The organism is Streptomyces sp. NPDC096310 (assembly GCF_044763125.1).
Classification (GTDB): Bacteria; Actinomycetota; Actinomycetes; order Streptomycetales; family Streptomycetaceae; genus Streptomyces.
Genome location: NZ_JBIWFO010000009.1, coordinates 197,806 through 213,777 on the forward strand (window position 1 = coordinate 197,806; position 15,972 = coordinate 213,777).

At 72.8% G+C, this 15,972-nt stretch carries 13 protein-coding genes; 7 read left to right on the forward strand and 6 right to left on the reverse strand.

Annotated elements, in window-relative coordinates; all coding sequences use genetic code 11:
- The first annotated feature begins 294 nt into the window (after positions 1-294).
- Positions 295-1,332 carry a LacI family DNA-binding transcriptional regulator gene (locus ACIQ7D_RS19810; protein ID WP_403939198.1) on the forward strand — a complete coding sequence of 346 codons (1,038 nt, stop codon included), beginning with the start codon at positions 295-297 and terminating at the stop codon, positions 1,330-1,332.
- A 186-nt stretch (positions 1,333-1,518) separates the two neighbouring features.
- The gene (locus ACIQ7D_RS19815; RefSeq protein WP_403939200.1) at positions 1,519-2,748 is read left to right on the forward strand and encodes an alginate lyase family protein; all 1,230 of its coding nucleotides are present in this window, start codon (positions 1,519-1,521) and stop codon (positions 2,746-2,748) included.
- Between the two features lie 26 nt (positions 2,749-2,774).
- Here the strand turns inward: ACIQ7D_RS19815 and ACIQ7D_RS19820 are convergent, their stop codons facing one another.
- Both ACIQ7D_RS19820 and ACIQ7D_RS19825 read right to left on the reverse strand, forming a co-directional pair.
- Positions 2,775-4,211: a glycosyltransferase family 39 protein gene (locus ACIQ7D_RS19820; RefSeq protein WP_403939202.1), complete on the reverse strand. Its 1,437-nt coding sequence runs from the start codon at positions 4,209-4,211 to the stop codon at positions 2,775-2,777.
- 270 nt (positions 4,212-4,481) lie between these two features.
- Complete coding sequence (locus ACIQ7D_RS19825) at positions 4,482-4,847, reverse strand: ArsR/SmtB family transcription factor (RefSeq protein WP_403939204.1); 366 nt, start codon at positions 4,845-4,847, stop codon at positions 4,482-4,484.
- A 182-nt stretch (positions 4,848-5,029) separates the two neighbouring features.
- On the opposite strand from ACIQ7D_RS19825, the gene ACIQ7D_RS19830 reads away from it, so the two are divergent.
- Together ACIQ7D_RS19830 and ACIQ7D_RS19835 are read left to right on the forward strand one after the other, a co-directional pair.
- Positions 5,030-6,370, forward strand: coding sequence for a DUF1254 domain-containing protein (locus ACIQ7D_RS19830; protein ID WP_403939206.1), 1,341 nt, complete (start codon positions 5,030-5,032; stop codon positions 6,368-6,370).
- Between the two features lie 119 nt (positions 6,371-6,489).
- The gene (locus ACIQ7D_RS19835; RefSeq protein WP_403939207.1) at positions 6,490-7,002 is read left to right on the forward strand and encodes a hypothetical protein; all 513 of its coding nucleotides are present in this window, start codon (positions 6,490-6,492) and stop codon (positions 7,000-7,002) included.
- 33 nt (positions 7,003-7,035) lie between these two features.
- Here the strand turns inward: ACIQ7D_RS19835 and ACIQ7D_RS19840 are convergent, their stop codons facing one another.
- Genes ACIQ7D_RS19840 through ACIQ7D_RS19855 form a run of 4 tightly spaced genes read right to left on the reverse strand, consistent with a single transcriptional unit; the run spans position 7,036 to position 11,371 of the window.
- The gene (locus tag ACIQ7D_RS19840) at positions 7,036-8,067 is read right to left on the reverse strand and encodes a LacI family DNA-binding transcriptional regulator (RefSeq protein ID WP_403939209.1); all 1,032 of its coding nucleotides are present in this window, start codon (positions 8,065-8,067) and stop codon (positions 7,036-7,038) included.
- Positions 8,068-8,100: 33 nt separating this feature from the next.
- A complete protein-coding gene (locus tag ACIQ7D_RS19845; RefSeq protein WP_403939211.1) occupies positions 8,101-9,024 on the reverse strand; it encodes a carbohydrate ABC transporter permease in 924 nt (307 codons plus the stop codon).
- Complete coding sequence (locus tag ACIQ7D_RS19850) at positions 9,021-10,046, reverse strand: carbohydrate ABC transporter permease (RefSeq protein ID WP_403939213.1); 1,026 nt, start codon at positions 10,044-10,046, stop codon at positions 9,021-9,023. The genes ACIQ7D_RS19845 and ACIQ7D_RS19850 overlap by 4 nt, the downstream gene beginning before the upstream one ends.
- Positions 10,046-11,371, reverse strand: coding sequence for an ABC transporter substrate-binding protein (locus ACIQ7D_RS19855; RefSeq protein WP_403939215.1), 1,326 nt, complete (start codon positions 11,369-11,371; stop codon positions 10,046-10,048). The genes ACIQ7D_RS19850 and ACIQ7D_RS19855 overlap by 1 nt, the downstream gene beginning before the upstream one ends.
- Before the next feature lie 232 nt (positions 11,372-11,603).
- Between ACIQ7D_RS19855 and ACIQ7D_RS19860 the strand changes: the two genes are divergently transcribed.
- The 3 genes from ACIQ7D_RS19860 to ACIQ7D_RS19870 all read left to right on the forward strand — a co-directional run bounded on the left by ACIQ7D_RS19860 (position 11,604) and on the right by ACIQ7D_RS19870 (position 15,870).
- The gene (locus ACIQ7D_RS19860; protein WP_403939217.1) at positions 11,604-13,625 is read left to right on the forward strand and encodes a beta-galactosidase; all 2,022 of its coding nucleotides are present in this window, start codon (positions 11,604-11,606) and stop codon (positions 13,623-13,625) included.
- 168 nt (positions 13,626-13,793) lie between these two features.
- On the forward strand, positions 13,794-15,377 hold the full coding sequence (locus ACIQ7D_RS19865) for an arabinogalactan endo-beta-1,4-galactanase (protein ID WP_403939219.1): 1,584 nt from the start codon (positions 13,794-13,796) through the stop codon (positions 15,375-15,377).
- A 25-nt stretch (positions 15,378-15,402) separates the two neighbouring features.
- Positions 15,403-15,870 carry an alpha/beta fold hydrolase gene (locus ACIQ7D_RS19870; protein WP_403939221.1) on the forward strand — a complete coding sequence of 156 codons (468 nt, stop codon included), beginning with the start codon at positions 15,403-15,405 and terminating at the stop codon, positions 15,868-15,870.
- Positions 15,871-15,972 lie beyond the last annotated feature (102 nt).

Below are 15,972 nucleotides of genomic sequence, written 5' to 3' on the forward strand. Positions count from 1 at the left end.
TGTGCTGTTCCGGGCACGGCCGACCGTGCCCGGAACCTACGGAACCTGTCGAATCCCTAAAGTAAGGTGAGCCTAACATCGCCGTGTCGCCGTTCAGTCCCCGTCTCCGCCCGGCGGTGCACCGGAGATGAACCTTGCCCCGCCCGCGCGGTGGAGCCGGCGGACACGAGGGCTTCACGTCACCGGAACGCGGCCGTAATGTAGAAACCGGTTGCTATCCGGGCGGGCCCCGACGCGACCGTTCCTGCACCACGACGCGACGGGCCGGGTACGGCACGCACGAAGGGGGAGGCGATGGCGCGCACCGGCGGCCCCACCGGACCGACACTCGCGATCGTGGCGAGGGAGGCCCGGGTGTCGGTGCCCACCGCCTCGAAGGTGGTGAACGGGCGCGCGGACGTCGCCCCGGAGACCCGGCGCCGCGTCACCGAGGCGCTCGACCGGCTCGGCTATGTGCGCAGACCCCGGGCCGGCGCCACCGGGCGGACCTCCTCCCTGGTGGACGTCGTCCTGCACTCCCTGGACAGCTCCTGGTCGGGCGCGGTGCTGCACGGAGTCGAGGCCGCCGCGGCCGAGGCCGGCCTGGACCTCGTGGTCTCCGCCGGGCTCGCCGGACCCCGGGGGTACGGACCCGGGCGCGGCCGGCTGCACCGGCTCGCCGCGCGCGGTTCGGCCGGGGCCCTGTTCAGCCGCGCGGAGCTCACCCCCTCCCAGTACGCCTGGCTGGCGCAGCACCGTATCCCCTTCGTCCTGATCGACCCGGTGGTGGAGCCCCCGCCGGGCGTCGTCTGGGTCGGCGCGGACGACATCGGCGGCGGCGCCGCCGCGACACGGCATCTGCTCGGCCTCGGCCACCGGCGGATCGCGGTCCTCGGCGGACACCGCCACCGGCTCGCCACCGCCGCCCGGATCGCCGGACACCGCGCGGCGCTCAACGCGGCGGGCGTCCCCCACCGCCCCGAGTACGAGAGGTACGCGGGCCTCACCCCGGCCGGCGCCCGCCGTCACGCGCTGGAACTCCTCGCGCTGCCCGAGCCGCCGACCGCCCTCGCCGTCTGCTCCGACACGATGGCCCTCGCCGTCTACGAGGCCGCCGCGGAACGCGGTCTGCGCGTCCCCGGCGACCTGTGCGTGGTCGGCTTCGACGACCTGCCGGAGTCACGCTGGGCCGCCCCCGCGCTCACCACCGTCCGCCGCCCGCTCTCCGACATGGCGGGCACCGCGCTGCGCCTGCTGGTCGCCCCGGCGGCGGAGGATCCGCCCGCGCCCCGGCGTACGCGGCTCCCCACACGCCTGGTGGTGCGCGCCAGCACCGCTCCCGCGCCCGGTTGAGGGTCGAGCCCGCCGGACCGGAACGAAACTTTCGCATTCCGCACCGGCGGGAGACACCGGCGGCATTCCCCCGCACCATAGGTACCGGTTTCCCTCCCCGCTGCGCGAAGCCGTATCCCCACACCAGAAGCCGTATCCCCACACCATTCCCTGCCCTCCCCCCCCCACCCATGGAATGAGATCCCGATGAGCCGCACCCACACGCACGCGATCAGCCGCCGCGGCATACTCAAGGCCGCCGGAGCGGTCGCCGTCGCCGGGGCCGCGGGCGGCGCCGTCCAGGCCGGCGCCGCCCCCACCGCGCAGGCCGCCCCCGCCCCCTTCGTCCACCCCGGCGCGCTCCACGCGTACGGCGAGCTGAACCGCGCGAAGGTACGGGTCGACGCCGGCAACGACCCCTGGCTGGCCGGCTGGAACCGGCTGACCGCCAACGCGCACGCCCAGGCGGGCTGGCAGCCCCGGCCGCAGGCCACCGTGATCCGCGGCGGCACCGGCGAGAACTACGGCACGCTGTACAACGACATCCACGCCGCCTACCAGAACGCCCTGCGCTGGAAGATCGCCGGCACCACCGCACACGGCGACACCGCCCGGGACATCCTCAACGCCTGGTCGGCGACGCTCACCACCGTCACCGGCAACGCCGACCGCTTCCTCGCCGCCGGGATCTACGGCTACCAGTTCGCCAACGCCGCCGAACTGATGCGCGGATACGCCGGGTTCGACCTCGACCGCTTCCGCCGCATGATGGCGGATGTGTTCTACCCGCTCAACAACCAGTTCCTCACCGGCCACAACGACGCCTGCATCACCAACTACTGGGCCAACTGGGACCTCTGCACCATGAACTCGATCCTCGCGATCGGTATCCTCAACGACGACGGGGCCAAGTACGACCAGGCCGTCACCTACTTCAAGAACGGCGCGGGCAACGGCGCGATCAGCAAGGCCGTCCCCTTCGTGTACGAGAGCGAGGGTCTTGCCCAGTGGCAGGAGTCCGGCCGCGACCAGGGCCACACCATGATGGGCATGGGCCAGATGGGCGCCTTCTGCGAAATGGCCTGGAGCCAGGGCGAGGACCTGTACGGCTACGACAACAACCGCTTCATGAAGGCCGCCCAGTACGTCGCCAAGTACAACCTCGGCCAGAGCGTCCCCTTCACCACGTACTCCTGGGGCACCGGCCAGAACTGCGCCTACCGCGAACACACGGTCATCTCCGACGCGAGCCGGGGCCAGGTCCGTCCGGTGTGGGACCTCCTCCACTACCACTACGCGCGGCGCCGGGGCCTCTCCGTGCCGTACATCACGGCCATGGCCGAGAGCGTCCGCCCCGAGGGCGGCGGCGGTGACTACGGGTCGAACAGCGGCGGCTTCGACCAACTCGGCTTCGGCACCCTGCTCTACGCCAAGTAGGGGCACCACCCGGCCGGTACGGACGCTCAGCAGCGGCCGGGGCGGGCGTGGACCGTGATCCGGGCCCGGGTCACGGTCCGGCTGCCGCACTCCTCGAAGTACGTCCGCAGCACCGCGCGTTTGGCGGCCTCCCGGGCGGTCGCCTCCAGCGGCTGGCCGGGCAGATCGCCCACCGCCACGATCCGCCGCGCCGCCAGCATCCGGGCGCGCACCCGCCCCGCCGGCAGCTCCGTGCCGTGCAGGGTGTGCGACGCGACGGGGGAGCGCTCCAGGGCGAGATCCGTCAGCCCCCGGAACTCGCCCGGCCGCGCGAGCGTCCACACCCGGCGCCGCGCCGGCAGGAAGAGCAGACCGTCGCCGGGCCGCCCGGACTCCCGTACGGCCCGGGCGACGGCGGTGGCGTCGTTCTGACGGCTCTGCGGGGTCCGCAGACAGGCGCCCACCGGACACAGCGCCGCCAGCGCCGCCGCCACCGCCAGCACGGACACCGCCCGGCGCCGCGCGCGGTCCGCGTACCCCGGGACGGCGCACCGATCGAGCGCGGCGCCGAGGAGCAGCGCGAGAGCGACGGTGTACGAGAGGACGTACCGCTCGACGTAGAACGGCCGCAGCGGGGTGAGCGCCATCAGCAGCGCGGTCGGCAGGATCAGCAGGGGCAGCGCGAGCGCCTCCAGCCGGGGGACCGGAGGCGCGTCGGCGGAGGGGCGGGCGCCGGCGCCGGATCCGCGTGGCGCCGTACGGGCGCACACCACACCCACCGCCGTCACCATGGCGAAGCCCAGGACATGCCGCACGCCCGGGGCGCCGATCCAGTCGACCTGCGCCGACTGCGTCGTACTGAAGAGCGCGAGCGGCAGCAGCCCGGCGCCCACCGCGCACGCGGCGGCGGCCCACGCCCGTACGGTCCGCCGGGACGCCCCGGAACACACCACCGTCACCCCGTGGGCGCACAGCGTCAGCACCGCGAACTCGTGCAGCAGACAGGCGCTCAGCAGCACCCCGGCGTACGCGCCCCACCGGCGCCGCCGCGACGGACGGCCGAGCGCGCGCACCAGCAGCCAGCACGACCAGGTGACCAGCGCGCACACCAGCGCGTAGGAACGGCCCTCCTGCGCGTACCGCTGCACCGCCGGGAGCAGCGGCAGGACCAGTCCCGCCGCCAGTCCCGCGCGCGGCCCGGCGAGCGCGCGGCCGAGCAGCGCGACCCCGGCGGACGCCGCCGCCACCGCGAGCACCGAAGGCAGCCGCAGCGCCACGAGCCCGCCGTCCCAGAGGGCGAAGACCCCGTGCATGAACAGGTAGTAGAGACCGTGCACCGCGTCGACCCGGCCCGCGGTGTGCCAGATCTGCCACAGGGCGCGATGGGCCACCTCGTACGTGACGGCCTCGTCGCCCCACAGCGTCCCGCCGCGCCGGATCCCCCACACCCCGAGCACCAGCGCCAGCGCGGACGGGGCGAGCACGGCGAGCGCCCGCGAGAGCGCTGGACGCGCGGGCGCCGTCGGGGCGGGCGCGGGCGGGGCGGGCGGCGGCGGGGCGAGGGCGATGACGGGCTCCGATCCCTCCCGCGCGGAGCCGGGTCGGCGGGGCGCGGCGCGTACGGGGTGACCGGCCGCACTATCCCCGATCCGCGCGCGAGCCGTCCGGCGACGCCCCAGGACCGGCCGGGCGGTCCCACCGTCGGCCCGGGGTCCGTACGCCGTCCGGGCCTCCCGGCGCGCGGCGGCTGCGTGCTACGCCTCGGGGCGTACGGGCAGATCGCGGGCGCCGAGGCGAAGGTGCTCGATGTGGTAGACGGCCTCGTCGAGCAGGAGCGCGACATGGTTGTCGTACAGGCTGTAGACGATCCGCCGGCCCTGCCGTGCCCCGGTGACCAGCCCCAGCGCTCGCAGCAGACGCAACTGGTGGGAGACGGCCGACTGCTCCATCTCGACGGCCTCGGCCAGCTCCGTCACCCCGCAGGCGCCCTGCCGCAGCCGGGTCAGGATCATCAGCCGGGAGGGGGTGGCCAGCGCCTGGAGCGTGGCGGCGATGGTGGCGGCGGAGTCGGCGTCGAGATGTCCGGTCGGTGTGGCGCGTTCGTCGACTCCGTGTCCCATGGGCTCATCGTATATCCGTCGACACCTGAAGAGGTGTCGGTGTGTCCGCCGCGGCGGACACACCCGCCCTCACCCGGACAGCGTCCGCCGGATGGCGGCCCCCGCCCCCGGCGGCCGACGATGGCCGCACCCCTGTGACGGGACGGGGCCGTCCACCGGGACGGGACGGAGAGGCGGACGGGATGAGCGATCTGCGGGCGCTGGCGGCGGAGGCGTACGTCTACGGCTATCCGATGGTCTTCAACCTGGACCAGGCCGACCGCTTCACCCACGCCGGCCTCGGTCTGGTACCGCCCGCGCCCTTCAACACCCTGTCCCACAGCGCCGAGCGGGCCGGGCCGTGGGACAGCTTCCCGGGCGTCAACAACGACACCGTCCACTCCGTGGCCCAGCTCGACCTCTCCGGCGGCCCGCTGCTGCTGACCGTGCCCGACACCGCCGACCGCTACTACGTCCTGCGGCTCGTGGACGCCTGGACCAACAACTTCGCCTATGTCGGGAGGCGCGCCACCGGCACCGCCGCGGGCAGCTTCCTGCTCACCGGGCCGGAGTGGAGCGGCGAGGTCCCGGCCGGGACCACCCGGATCGCCTGCCCCACCGCGCTGGCCTCGCTCGTCGGCCGATGGGCGTCCGCGGGCCCCGAGGACCTCGCCGCCACCGCCGCGCTCCAGCGCGCCACCCGCCTGGAGCCGTACGCGCCCGGCGATCGCGCCGCACCGCTCGCGGGCCTGCCGCTCGCCGACCCGGACGTCACCGACGGCACCCTGATGTTCTTCGAGAAGCTGCGCGTGCGGATGGCCGCGTTCCCGCCCGCCCCCGTCGACGCCGCCCACCAGCGCCGCTTCGCGTCCCTCGGCCTGCTGGCCCCCTCCAGCCCCTACCCGGCACCGGAGCCCGAACTCGCCGACGCGCTGCGCGAGGGGTTCACCGAGGGCAGGGAGCGCGTCGAGTACGCCGCCACCCACGCCGAGGGCCCGGAGCAGAACGGCTGGCGACTCGCCTACCACGCCTTCGACTACAACGCGGACTTCTTCGGGACGGGCGTCCTGACCGGCCCCGAGTGGACGGTCACCGACCGCGGCGCGGCGCGGCTGCTGCGGGCCGCGGCCGCCCGCACCGATCTGTGGGGCGGCCACGGCTACGAAGCCGCGTACGCGATGATCTGGAACGACGCGGACGGAGAGCCGCTGGAGGGGAGCCAGGACTACACGCTGCGCTTCGAACAGCCGCCGCCCGTCGACGCGTTCTGGTCGCTCACCATGTACGACCTGCCCGAGTACCACCTCGTCGGCAACCCCCTCGACCGGTACGCGATCGGCGACCGCACCCCGGGGCTGCACCGCGCCGCCGACGGTTCCCTCACCCTCCATCTGCGGACCCGCCGCCCGGAGAGCGAGGAGGCCGCCGCCAACTGGCTGCCCACCCCGCCCGGACGCTTCCGTCCCGTCCTGCGGCTGTACCAGCCGAGCCCCGCGCTTCTCGATGGCGGCTACGTTCTCCCGGCGATCCGCCGCACGGCCTGACCGGCGCGGCGCGGGGGCCGGTGACGCGGCCGGTCGGGCCGGGCAGGCCCTTCAGGACCGGGCAGGCCCGTCACTATGATGGCGGGGCTGTCCACCGCATCACGTCTGGAGCCCCGCCGATGACGCCGCCCGCCACCGCCCGCGTCCTGGTCACCCTCGACGAAGATCTCGCCCGGGCCACCGCCGACCGGCAGGGCGCGCTGTGGAAACTGGCCGAGGACGGACGGGCCCTGGACGCCAATGTCGTACGGCTGCCACCGGGCGCGGGCGTCGCCGAGCACAGCGACGACGTGCTCGACGTCCTGCTCGTCGTCCTGGACGGCGACGGGACGCTCGGCACGTCCGCCGGAGCCGAACCGCTCGCCCCGCACGCGGTGGTGTGGCTGCCCAGGACCTCGCGCCGCTCGCTGACGGCGGGGGAGCGCGGCCTGGTCTATCTGACCGCGCACCCGCGCCGCCCCGGACTGTCGATCGGCGCCGGCGCGCCGGGCGCCGCCCCCGTACAGGCGCCGCCGGCCGAGGGCGGCGAGCCGCCCTGCGCGCTGAACCGCGTCTGCGCCGCATGCGGACGGCTCTGCGGGGAGCGCGACGCGCGGTTCTGCGCCCGCTGCGGGGACGCCCTGCCCGGCTGACCGCGGCAGGGCGCTGGATGACCGATACCGGGGTCAGGCCGAGTCGCGCCGGACCAGTTCGGTGGGAAGGATGACCGTGGAGGTGTCCTCCCCGCCGATCTGGGCGAGCAGCACCCGTACCATCTCCGCGCTGATGCGGTCCCACGGCTGGCGGATCGTGGTCAGCGCGGGCCGGGTGTCCAGGGCGGCGGGCGAGTCGTCGAAACCGCCCACCGCGACATCCTCGGGCACCCGGCGCCCGGCGTCCCGCAGCGCCGTGAGCACGCCCTGCGCCATCAGGTCCGACGCGACGAACACCGCGTCCAGGTCGGGCGCCCGCCGCAGCAGTTCCACCGCGGCGGCCTCCCCGCTCGCCCGGCTGTAGTCACCGGCGGCGACGAGCCGTTCGTCGGCCTCGATACCGGCCTCGGCCAGGATCTCCCGGTAGCCGGCCAGCCGCTCCGTGCCGCCCGGGGTGTCCAGCGGTCCGGTCACCGTGGCGATGCGCCGGCGCCCGGCGCGCAGCAGATGGCGCACCATCTCGCGCGCGCCGTCCCGGTCGTCGGCCGCGACGTAGCTGACCTTGGAGCTCTGCCCGAGCGGTTTCCCGCAGGCCACCAACGGCACCCGGGCCGCCCGCAGTTGCTCGGCGACCCGGTCGCCGGAGTGGCTGGACACCAGCAGGACGCCGTCGACATGGCCCGAGGTGATGTAGCGGGCGATCCGGCGCCGTTCGTCCTTCGTCCCGGCGATCATCAGCAGCAGCGGGATGTCGTGCGCGGCCAGCGCCTGCGTACACCCCCGCAGCAGCACATTGAAGTTGGGGTCCTCGAAGAACCGCTCCTGCGGCTCGGTGAGCAGGAAGGCCACCGAGTCGGAACGGCCCGTGATGAGACTGCGGGCGTGCCGGTTGACGACGTAACCCGTCCTGCGGATCGCGGCGTTGACGGCCTCCTCCGCGGCCGGGCTCACATAGTGGCCGCCGTTGAGGACCCGCGAGACGGTGCCCCGGGAGACACCCGCCTCCCGTGCCACGTCGTGGATGGTCGGCGGCTTGCGCCGGCCGTTGCTGCCCGTGCGGCTCATACCTGTCGTTCTCTCGTGATCGTGCCTGTCGCGTCAGGACTTTACGGCCCCGGACAGCAGATCCAGGCTCCAGAACCGCTGGATGACCAGGAACAGCGCGATCAGTGGCACCACCGCGAGCAGCGCACCCGTGATGACCAGAGTGTAGAGCGCGGGGGTGTTGGAGCCCTGTTGGAGGAGGGTGTAGAGACCCAGCGTGATGGGGAACTTCTGGTCGTCGCCGAGCATGATGTAGGGGAGGAGGAAGTTGTTCCAGATGGCCACGAACTGGAAGAGAAACACCGTCACCAGCCCCGGCAGCATCATCGGCAGCGCCACCGACCGGAAGATCCGCCACTCGCCGCCGCCGTCCATCCGGCCGGCCTCGACCACATCGCGCGGTACGGACGCCGCCGCGTAGATCCGGGCGAGGTAGACCCCGTAGGGGGAGAGGATCAGCGGCAGCAGCACGGACAGATAGCTGTCGGCCATGTCGGCCTTCGCCATCAGCAGGTACTGCGGTACGGCGAGGATGACCGGCGGCATCAGCACCCCGGCGAGCAGTACGTTGAAGATCGTCTCGCGGCCCCGGAAGCGGTAGACGGCGAGGGCGTAGCCGCTGAGCGCGGAGACCGCCGTCGAGAGCAGGGCGCCGGCCCCTGAGTAGAACAGGGAGTTGAGCATCCAGCGCCAGTACACGCCCTCCCGGTACGCGGACAGCTCGGCGACGTTGTCCGTGAAGCCCGTGCCGGGCAGGAAGGTGAAGGTGGAGAACAGCTCGCGGCCCGACTTGGTGGAGGCCACCACGATCCACGCCACCGGCAGCAGACAGTAGAGCGCGCCGGTGAGCAGGGCGATCGTGGGCACCCAGGCGATCCGGCGCCCCGGCTTCGGCCGGGTGGGCGGCGGCGGCCCCTGCGCGGTGCCCGGGGTGGTGCCGGCCGCGGGCGCGGCACGGCGGGTGGTGACAGCGTTCACGGGGTCTCTCCCTGGTTCGAACGGGAGTTCGCAGCTTTGAGGAAGCCGAAGGACAGGACGAGGGTCACGGCCGCGATGACCACGGAGGTGGCCGCCGCCGAGTAGATGTCTCCCTTGACGAAGGCGTCCTGGTAGACCTTCATCAGCGGGGACCAGGTGGTGGAGAGCGAGTTGGTCAGGGGCTTGAGGGTGGTGGGTTCGCTGAACACCTGGAGGGTCGCGATGATCGAGAAGAAGAACGTCAGCACCAGTGCGGGTGCGACGATCGGGATCTTGATCCGCAGGGCTGTCTGGAGCTGTGAACAGCCGTCCAGCCGGGCCGCCTCGTAAATCTCGACGGGGATCGAGCGCAGCGACGTGTAGATGACGATCATGTTGAAGCCGGTGCCGCCCCACAGGGCGATGTTGGCCAGCGCGATGTACAGCGGCCCGCCGTCCAGCAGATTCGGCTGAGGGAGCCCCGCCTTGTCCAGCAGGTAGTAGAAGGGGCTCACGTCGGGCAGGTAGAGGAAGCCCCACATCATCGCGGCGATCACACCGGGAACCGCGTACGGCAGGAAGATCGCGAGCCGGGAGAAGCCGCTGAGCCGGGTGCGCTCGGCGTCCAGCATCAGGGCGAGGACCAGGGCGAGACCGAGCATCGTGGGGACCACGATCGCCCCGTACCCCAGCACGCGCAGCGCGCTGGAGAGCAGTTGGGAGTCGGAGAGCGCGTCCGTGTAGTTGGAGAGCCCGGCCCAGACCTCCTGGCGTGCGCCCCGGCCGAGGCCGAGCCCCTTGACCTCGACCTTACGCAGGCTCAAGTAGAGGGCGTACCCGATGGGCAGGGCGAAGAAGAGCGCGAACAGCGCGACGGCGGGCACCAGGAAGGCGTACGGCGCGTTGCGCACCTGGCGGCTCGCCCGGCTGCGCGGGCGGCGCCCGCCGCGACCACGCGCGGCGGTGCCGGTGGGGCCGGAAGCGGTGGTGGTGCCGCCCGGCGGGCGGCCCGGGCCGCCCGCCGGGCGCGGGGTGGCGGCCATCAGCCGGTGACCTCGAAGCCCTGCTTCTTCATGTCGGCCACGGTGGACTCCTGCATGGCCGTCAGGGCCGCGCCGAAGTCCGACTTGTTCTTGGCCGCGGTGGCGAAGGCGTCACGGAAGGTGGTGTACGCGACGTTGACGTTCGGGCCCCACGCGGAGGGCGCGGTGCTCTTCGCGATCCCGGCGGCCGTGGTGTAGAAGTCCGGCTGGTTCGCGAAGAACACGGGGGCCTGGCTCAGTGCGCCGCCCGTCTGCGCGGCCGTCGCGGCCGGGTAGATCCCGCCCTCCTTGACCAGCGCGGCCAGCGCGGCACTGTCGGTGTTCAGCCAGGCGGCGAACTTCGCCGCGGCCTTCTTGTGCGTCGAGTCGTTGGTGACACCGGTGGACGAGCCGCCCCAGCTCCCGGTCGTCGGCTTGGCCGCGTCCCACTGCGGCAGCGGCGCCATGGCCCACTTGTCCTTGGTGTCCGGCGCGGCGGTCGTCAGGGTGCCCGGCGCCCAGACGGCGCTGACCCAGGCGATCTGCTTGCCGGTGTTGAGCGCCTTGTTCCAGGACGGGGTGTACATGGGCTGGTTGTCGATGGCGCCCTCCTTGACGAGACCGCCCCAGAAGTCGGCGACCTTCTTCGTGGCGGCGTCGTCGATCCCCACCTTCCAGGTGTCGCCCTGGGTGGTCCACCACCGGGCGCCCGCCTGCTGGGCGAGACCGGCGAAGAGCCCCGCGTCGTTGCTGGAGAACGTCGTCAGCGCCTTGGACGGGTCCTTCTTCTTGAGCGCGCGGGCCGTCTCGGCGAACGCGTCCCAGGTGGTGGGCACGGTGAGCCCGTACTCCTCGAAGAGATCGGCGCGGTAGTAGAACATCATCGGCCCGGAGTCCTGCGGGACCGCGTAGACGGCGTCCGTCCCGAGGGTGGTCTGCTGCCAGACGCCGGGGGCGAACTTGTCCTCCGCGTCCGCGACATCGCCGGAGATGTCCGCGAGGACGTCGTTGCTGACCAGCGTCGGCAGCGCCTGGTACTCCGCCTGCACCAGGTCGGGGGCCTTCTTCGCCTTGGCCGCGGTGATGATCTTGGTGACCAGGTCGTCGCCGGACGCCTGCTTCTTCACCGTGACCGTGATGCCGGACTTCTTGCCCTCCGTCGTGTTCCAGAGATCGACGACCTTGTCCATGCCGGGGGCCCAGGCCCAGTAGGTGAGGTCGGCCGGTCCGTCGGCCCCCGCGTCGTCGCCGGAACCGGAGCCGGAGCCGCACGCGGCGAGCGCGGTGGCGCCGAGCGCGATGGCGAGGGACGTGGCCACGAGGCGTCTGCGCGTCGTGAATTGCATGGTGTTACTCCCCTGACGAACCCTGACGGAGGCCCCCGACCCGAGGACGGTGGACCGGGCCTGATCTGTGAGCGTTCACAGTAGAGAAACGTCCCGGACACTTGTCAATGGTTGTTCCTGTGCGGTTATGTTGGATCTACCGGGGCGTTGCGATCTGTGCACGTTCCCACACCCGATACACATGATGGCCCGATCCGCTCGCCGGCCGCACCCGCACCACAGGAGGCAATCCATGCCGCACACCGCACCCGAGGGCCTGCCGGGGCTCGCGTTCGGCGGGGACTACAACCCCGAGCAGTGGCCGGAGGCCGTCTGGCAGGAGGACGTCCGCCTCATGCGCGAGGCCGGCGTCAACCTGGTGTCGATCGGTATCTTCTCGTGGGCCCTGCTCGAACCGGAGCCGGGCCGGTACGACTTCGGCTGGCTGGACCGGGTCGTCGACCTGCTCCACGAGAACGGCGTACGGGTGGACCTCGGCACCCCCACCGTCGCCCCGCCCGCCTGGTTCTACCGCGACCACCCCGACGCGCTCCCGGTCAGCCGCGAGGGCGTGCGGTACGCGTTCGGCTCGCGGGGCGCGATCTGCCACAGCTCACCGGCGTACCGCGAGGCCGCCGCCGCCATCACCGAACAGCTCGCCCTGCGCTACGGCTCCCACCCCGCGCTGGCACTCTGGCACGTGCACAACGAGTACGGCGTCCCCGTCAGCGCCTGCTACTGCGACACCTGCGCCGTCCACTTCCGTACCTGGCTGCGCGCCACCTACCAGGACCTCGACGCGGTCAACGACGCCTGGGGCACCGCCTTCTGGGGCCAGCGCTACGGCTCCTTCGACGAGATCCAGCCGCCCAGGGCCACCCCCACCGTCTGCAACCCCGCCCACCGCCTCGACTACGCGCGCTTCGCCGACGCCACCATGCGCGAGAACTTCGTACGGGAGCGCGACCTGCTCCACCGGCTCGCCCCCGGCATCCCCGTCACCACCAACTTCATGACCGCCCTCAGCCAGTGCGACTCCGTCGACTACTGGGCCTGGGGCCGCGAGGTCGACCTCGTCACCAACGACCACTACCTCATCACCGACGGCCGGCGCACCCATGTGAACCTCGCCATGGCCGCCGACCTCACCCGCTCCGTGGCCGGCGGCGCCCCCTGGCTGCTGCTCGAACACTCCACCAGCGGCGTCAACTGGCAGCCCCGCAACCCCGCCAAGGCCCCCGGCCAGATGGCCCGCAACAGCCTCGCCCACGTGGCGCGCGGCTCGGAGGGCGCGCTGTTCTTCCAGTGGCGCCAGTCCCGGCGCGGCGCCGAGAAGTTCCACTCCTCGATGGTGCCGCACGCCGGCACCGACAGCCGTGTCTGGCGCGAGGTCGTCGGCCTCGGCGCCCACCTGGACAGCCTCGCCACCGTACGCTCCACCCGTACCGTCGCCGACGCCGCCGTCGTCTGGGACTGGCAGTCCTGGTGGGCGCAGCGCCTGGAATGGCGGCCGAGCGAGGACCACGACGCCCGCGAGCGCGCCGACTCCTTCTACGAGGCGCTCTACGACCGCCACCTCACCGTGGACTTCGCCCACCCCGATGCCGATCTCTCCCGCTACCCGCTCGTCGTGGTGCCCGCCCTCTACCTCGCCACCGAGGAGACGGGCCGCAATCTGCGCGCCTATGTCGAGAACGGCGGCACCCTCGTCGTCTCGTACTTCTCCGGCATCGTCGACGAGCACGACGCCGTCCACCCGGGCGCCTGCCCCGGCGTGCTGCGCGACGTCCTCGGCCTGACCGTCGAGGAGTTCTCCCCGCTCGGCGAGGGCGATCGCGTACGGATCACCGCGGCCGACGGCGCGGAGCTGACCGCCGACGTGTGGAGCGAGTTCGTCGTCCCGCGCGGCGCCGAGACGGTCTGGACCTACGCCGACGGGCTTGCCGCCGGCCACCCGGCCGTCACCCGTCACCGCCTGGGCCGCGGCACCGCCTGGTACGTCTCCACCCGGCTCGCCCCCGGCGCGCTCGACACGATCCTCGGCGCCGCCGCCGACGACGCGGGGATCGCGCCGCGCACCGAACTCCCGCACGACGTCGAGGTCGTCCGCCGGTCCGGGGAGAGCGGCGAGTACCTGTTCGCCATCAACCACACCGGTACGGACGCCAAGGTGCCACTGCCCGCCGCGGGCACCGAACTCCTCACCGGCGAACGGGCCTCGGGCGGACTCGCCCTGCCGGCCGGTTCCGTACGGGTCGTGAAGCTCGACGCCTGAGCGCGGCCCCCGGGCCCGCGCCACGGCAGACGTACGACTGAGCCGCACACGCACCACCGAGCCGCACACGCACCACTGGGCCGACACGCACCACCGAGCACCACGGTCTTGCCGAGCACCACCGGGACACACCCCCTGCCCCGTCCATCGGTCGAAGGGACATCGACGATGCACCTCGCACACCGCACCTGGCGCACCCGACTCGGAGCCACCGCCACCGCCGCACTCGGCGCGCTGCTCCTGACCGCGCTGCCCGCGCAGCAGGCCCAGGCCGCCACGACCCTCACCAACCCCGGCTTCGAGTCCGACTCCACCGGCACCGCCACCCCCACCGGCTGGTCCACCTACTCGGCCGCCGGGCAGAACGCCGCCTCGTTCTCCGAGAGCGGCGGGGCCTCCGGGAACCGCCGCCTCGCCCACTGGTCGGCCTCGGCGTACAAGGTCGAGACCTACCAGTACCTGACGGGCCTGGCCGACGGTACGTACACACTCAGCGCCCGTGTCCGTTCCAGCGGCGGCCAGAACTCCGCCTACATCGCCCTGCGGAACTGCGGCGGCGCCGAGCAGCGCACGGATCTGCCGCCCACCGCCGACGGCGCGTGGATCCGTATCGTGACCTCGGTCCGGGTGAGCGGCGGCAGCTGCACCGTCAGCCTCAACTCCGACGCGCACGCGGGGGAGTGGGCCAACTTCGACGACCTGACGTTCGCGCCCGGCGCCACCGGGCTGTCCGTCAAGGGCGGCGACCTCTCCACCCTCCCGAAGAACGAGGCGTTCGGCGCCACCTACAGCGGCGCCACCGGACAGAGCGGCAACGCGCTCGGCCTGCTGCGCGGCGCGGGCATGAACTACGTACGGCTCAAGGTGTGGGTGAACCCGGCCGACGGCTACAACAACAAGGCCCGCGTCCTCGCCATGGCCAAGCGGGCCAAGGCCGAGTCGATGAAGGTACTGATCGACTTCCACTACTCGGACCGCTGGTCCGACCCGGGCCAGCAGACCAAGCCCGCCGCCTGGGCCTCGCACACGTACAGCCAGCTCCGGACCGACGTCTACAACCACACCTACGACGTGCTCAACGCCCTCAAGGCGCAGGGCACCACGGCCGACATGGTCCAGATCGGCAACGAGATCAACGGTGGCATGCTCTGGCCCGAGGGCTCCACCGACAACTGGACCCAGCTCGCCGGTCTGCTGACCTCCGGTGCCCAGGCCGCCAACGCCGTCTCCCCGTCCACCCAGATCGCGCTGCACCTCGCCAAGGGCGGTGACAACGGGGGCACCCGCTGGTGGTTCGACCAGGCGGTGGCCCGGCAGGTGCCCTTCGACGTGATCGCCCTCTCGTACTACGGGTACTGGCACGGTCCGCTCTCCGGGCTCCAGGCCAATCTGGACGATGTGTCCGCCCGCTACGGCAAGCCGGTGCTCGTCGCCGAGACGGCGTACGCCAGCACCCTCGCCAACGGCGACTTCCTGGAGAACAACATCGCTACCAGCGGCCAACTGGCGCCCGGTTACCCGGCCACCCCCGCCGGCCAGGCCGCCAACCTCCGGGACGTGATGAACGTCGTCGAGGCGGTCCCGGGCGGACGCGGACTGGGCATCGTCTACTGGGAACCGGCCTGGACCGCGGTCAAGGGCAGCGGCTGGGACCCGCAGGACCCGTCCTCGGGCAACGCCTGGGAGAATCAGGCGCTCTTCGGGTACGACAAGAAGCTCCTGCCCGCCGCGAACTGGTTCGCCCACCGCTGACCGTCCCGCGCCTCCCGGTGCGTACGTGCGCCGCACCGGGACCGACATCCCGCGGTGCCTCGCCGCCTACCGGGCCGGCGGCGCCCGCGAGGCCGCCCGGTTCGTCGCCGGGGCCTTTCGCCCCGACAGCCCCCGCGGCCTGCGCACGGCGCACCTGCGCACCATGACCGGCACCCCGGACCATGTCATCGCCCAGTCCTACGCGGGCATGTACACCGACCCCGGCGCGGTCGGTGCCCGGCCGCACAGCGAGGCATACCTGGCGCGCCGCACCTGCCCGGCCCTCACCGTACGGACCACGCGGGGCGCCGCCGCGTGGGAGCGCACCACGCTGGGCACCGGCCCGGGCGCCACCGGCTCCCGGGTCGAACACTGGCCCGACACCGGCCACTACCTCCACGAGGAACACCCCGAACGCACGGTCCGACTGATACGCGGCTGGACCGAGCGACACGACGGACCGACATATCGCCAACACGACGGTCGTGGCTGATTACTGACGGCACGTAAGGAAGCAGATCCGGACCGGGCACAGCGGGAGGCGCCTTCGGCCGATCCCGCTGCTACGCTCCGATTCTCGGTGCCGTGGCCTGGC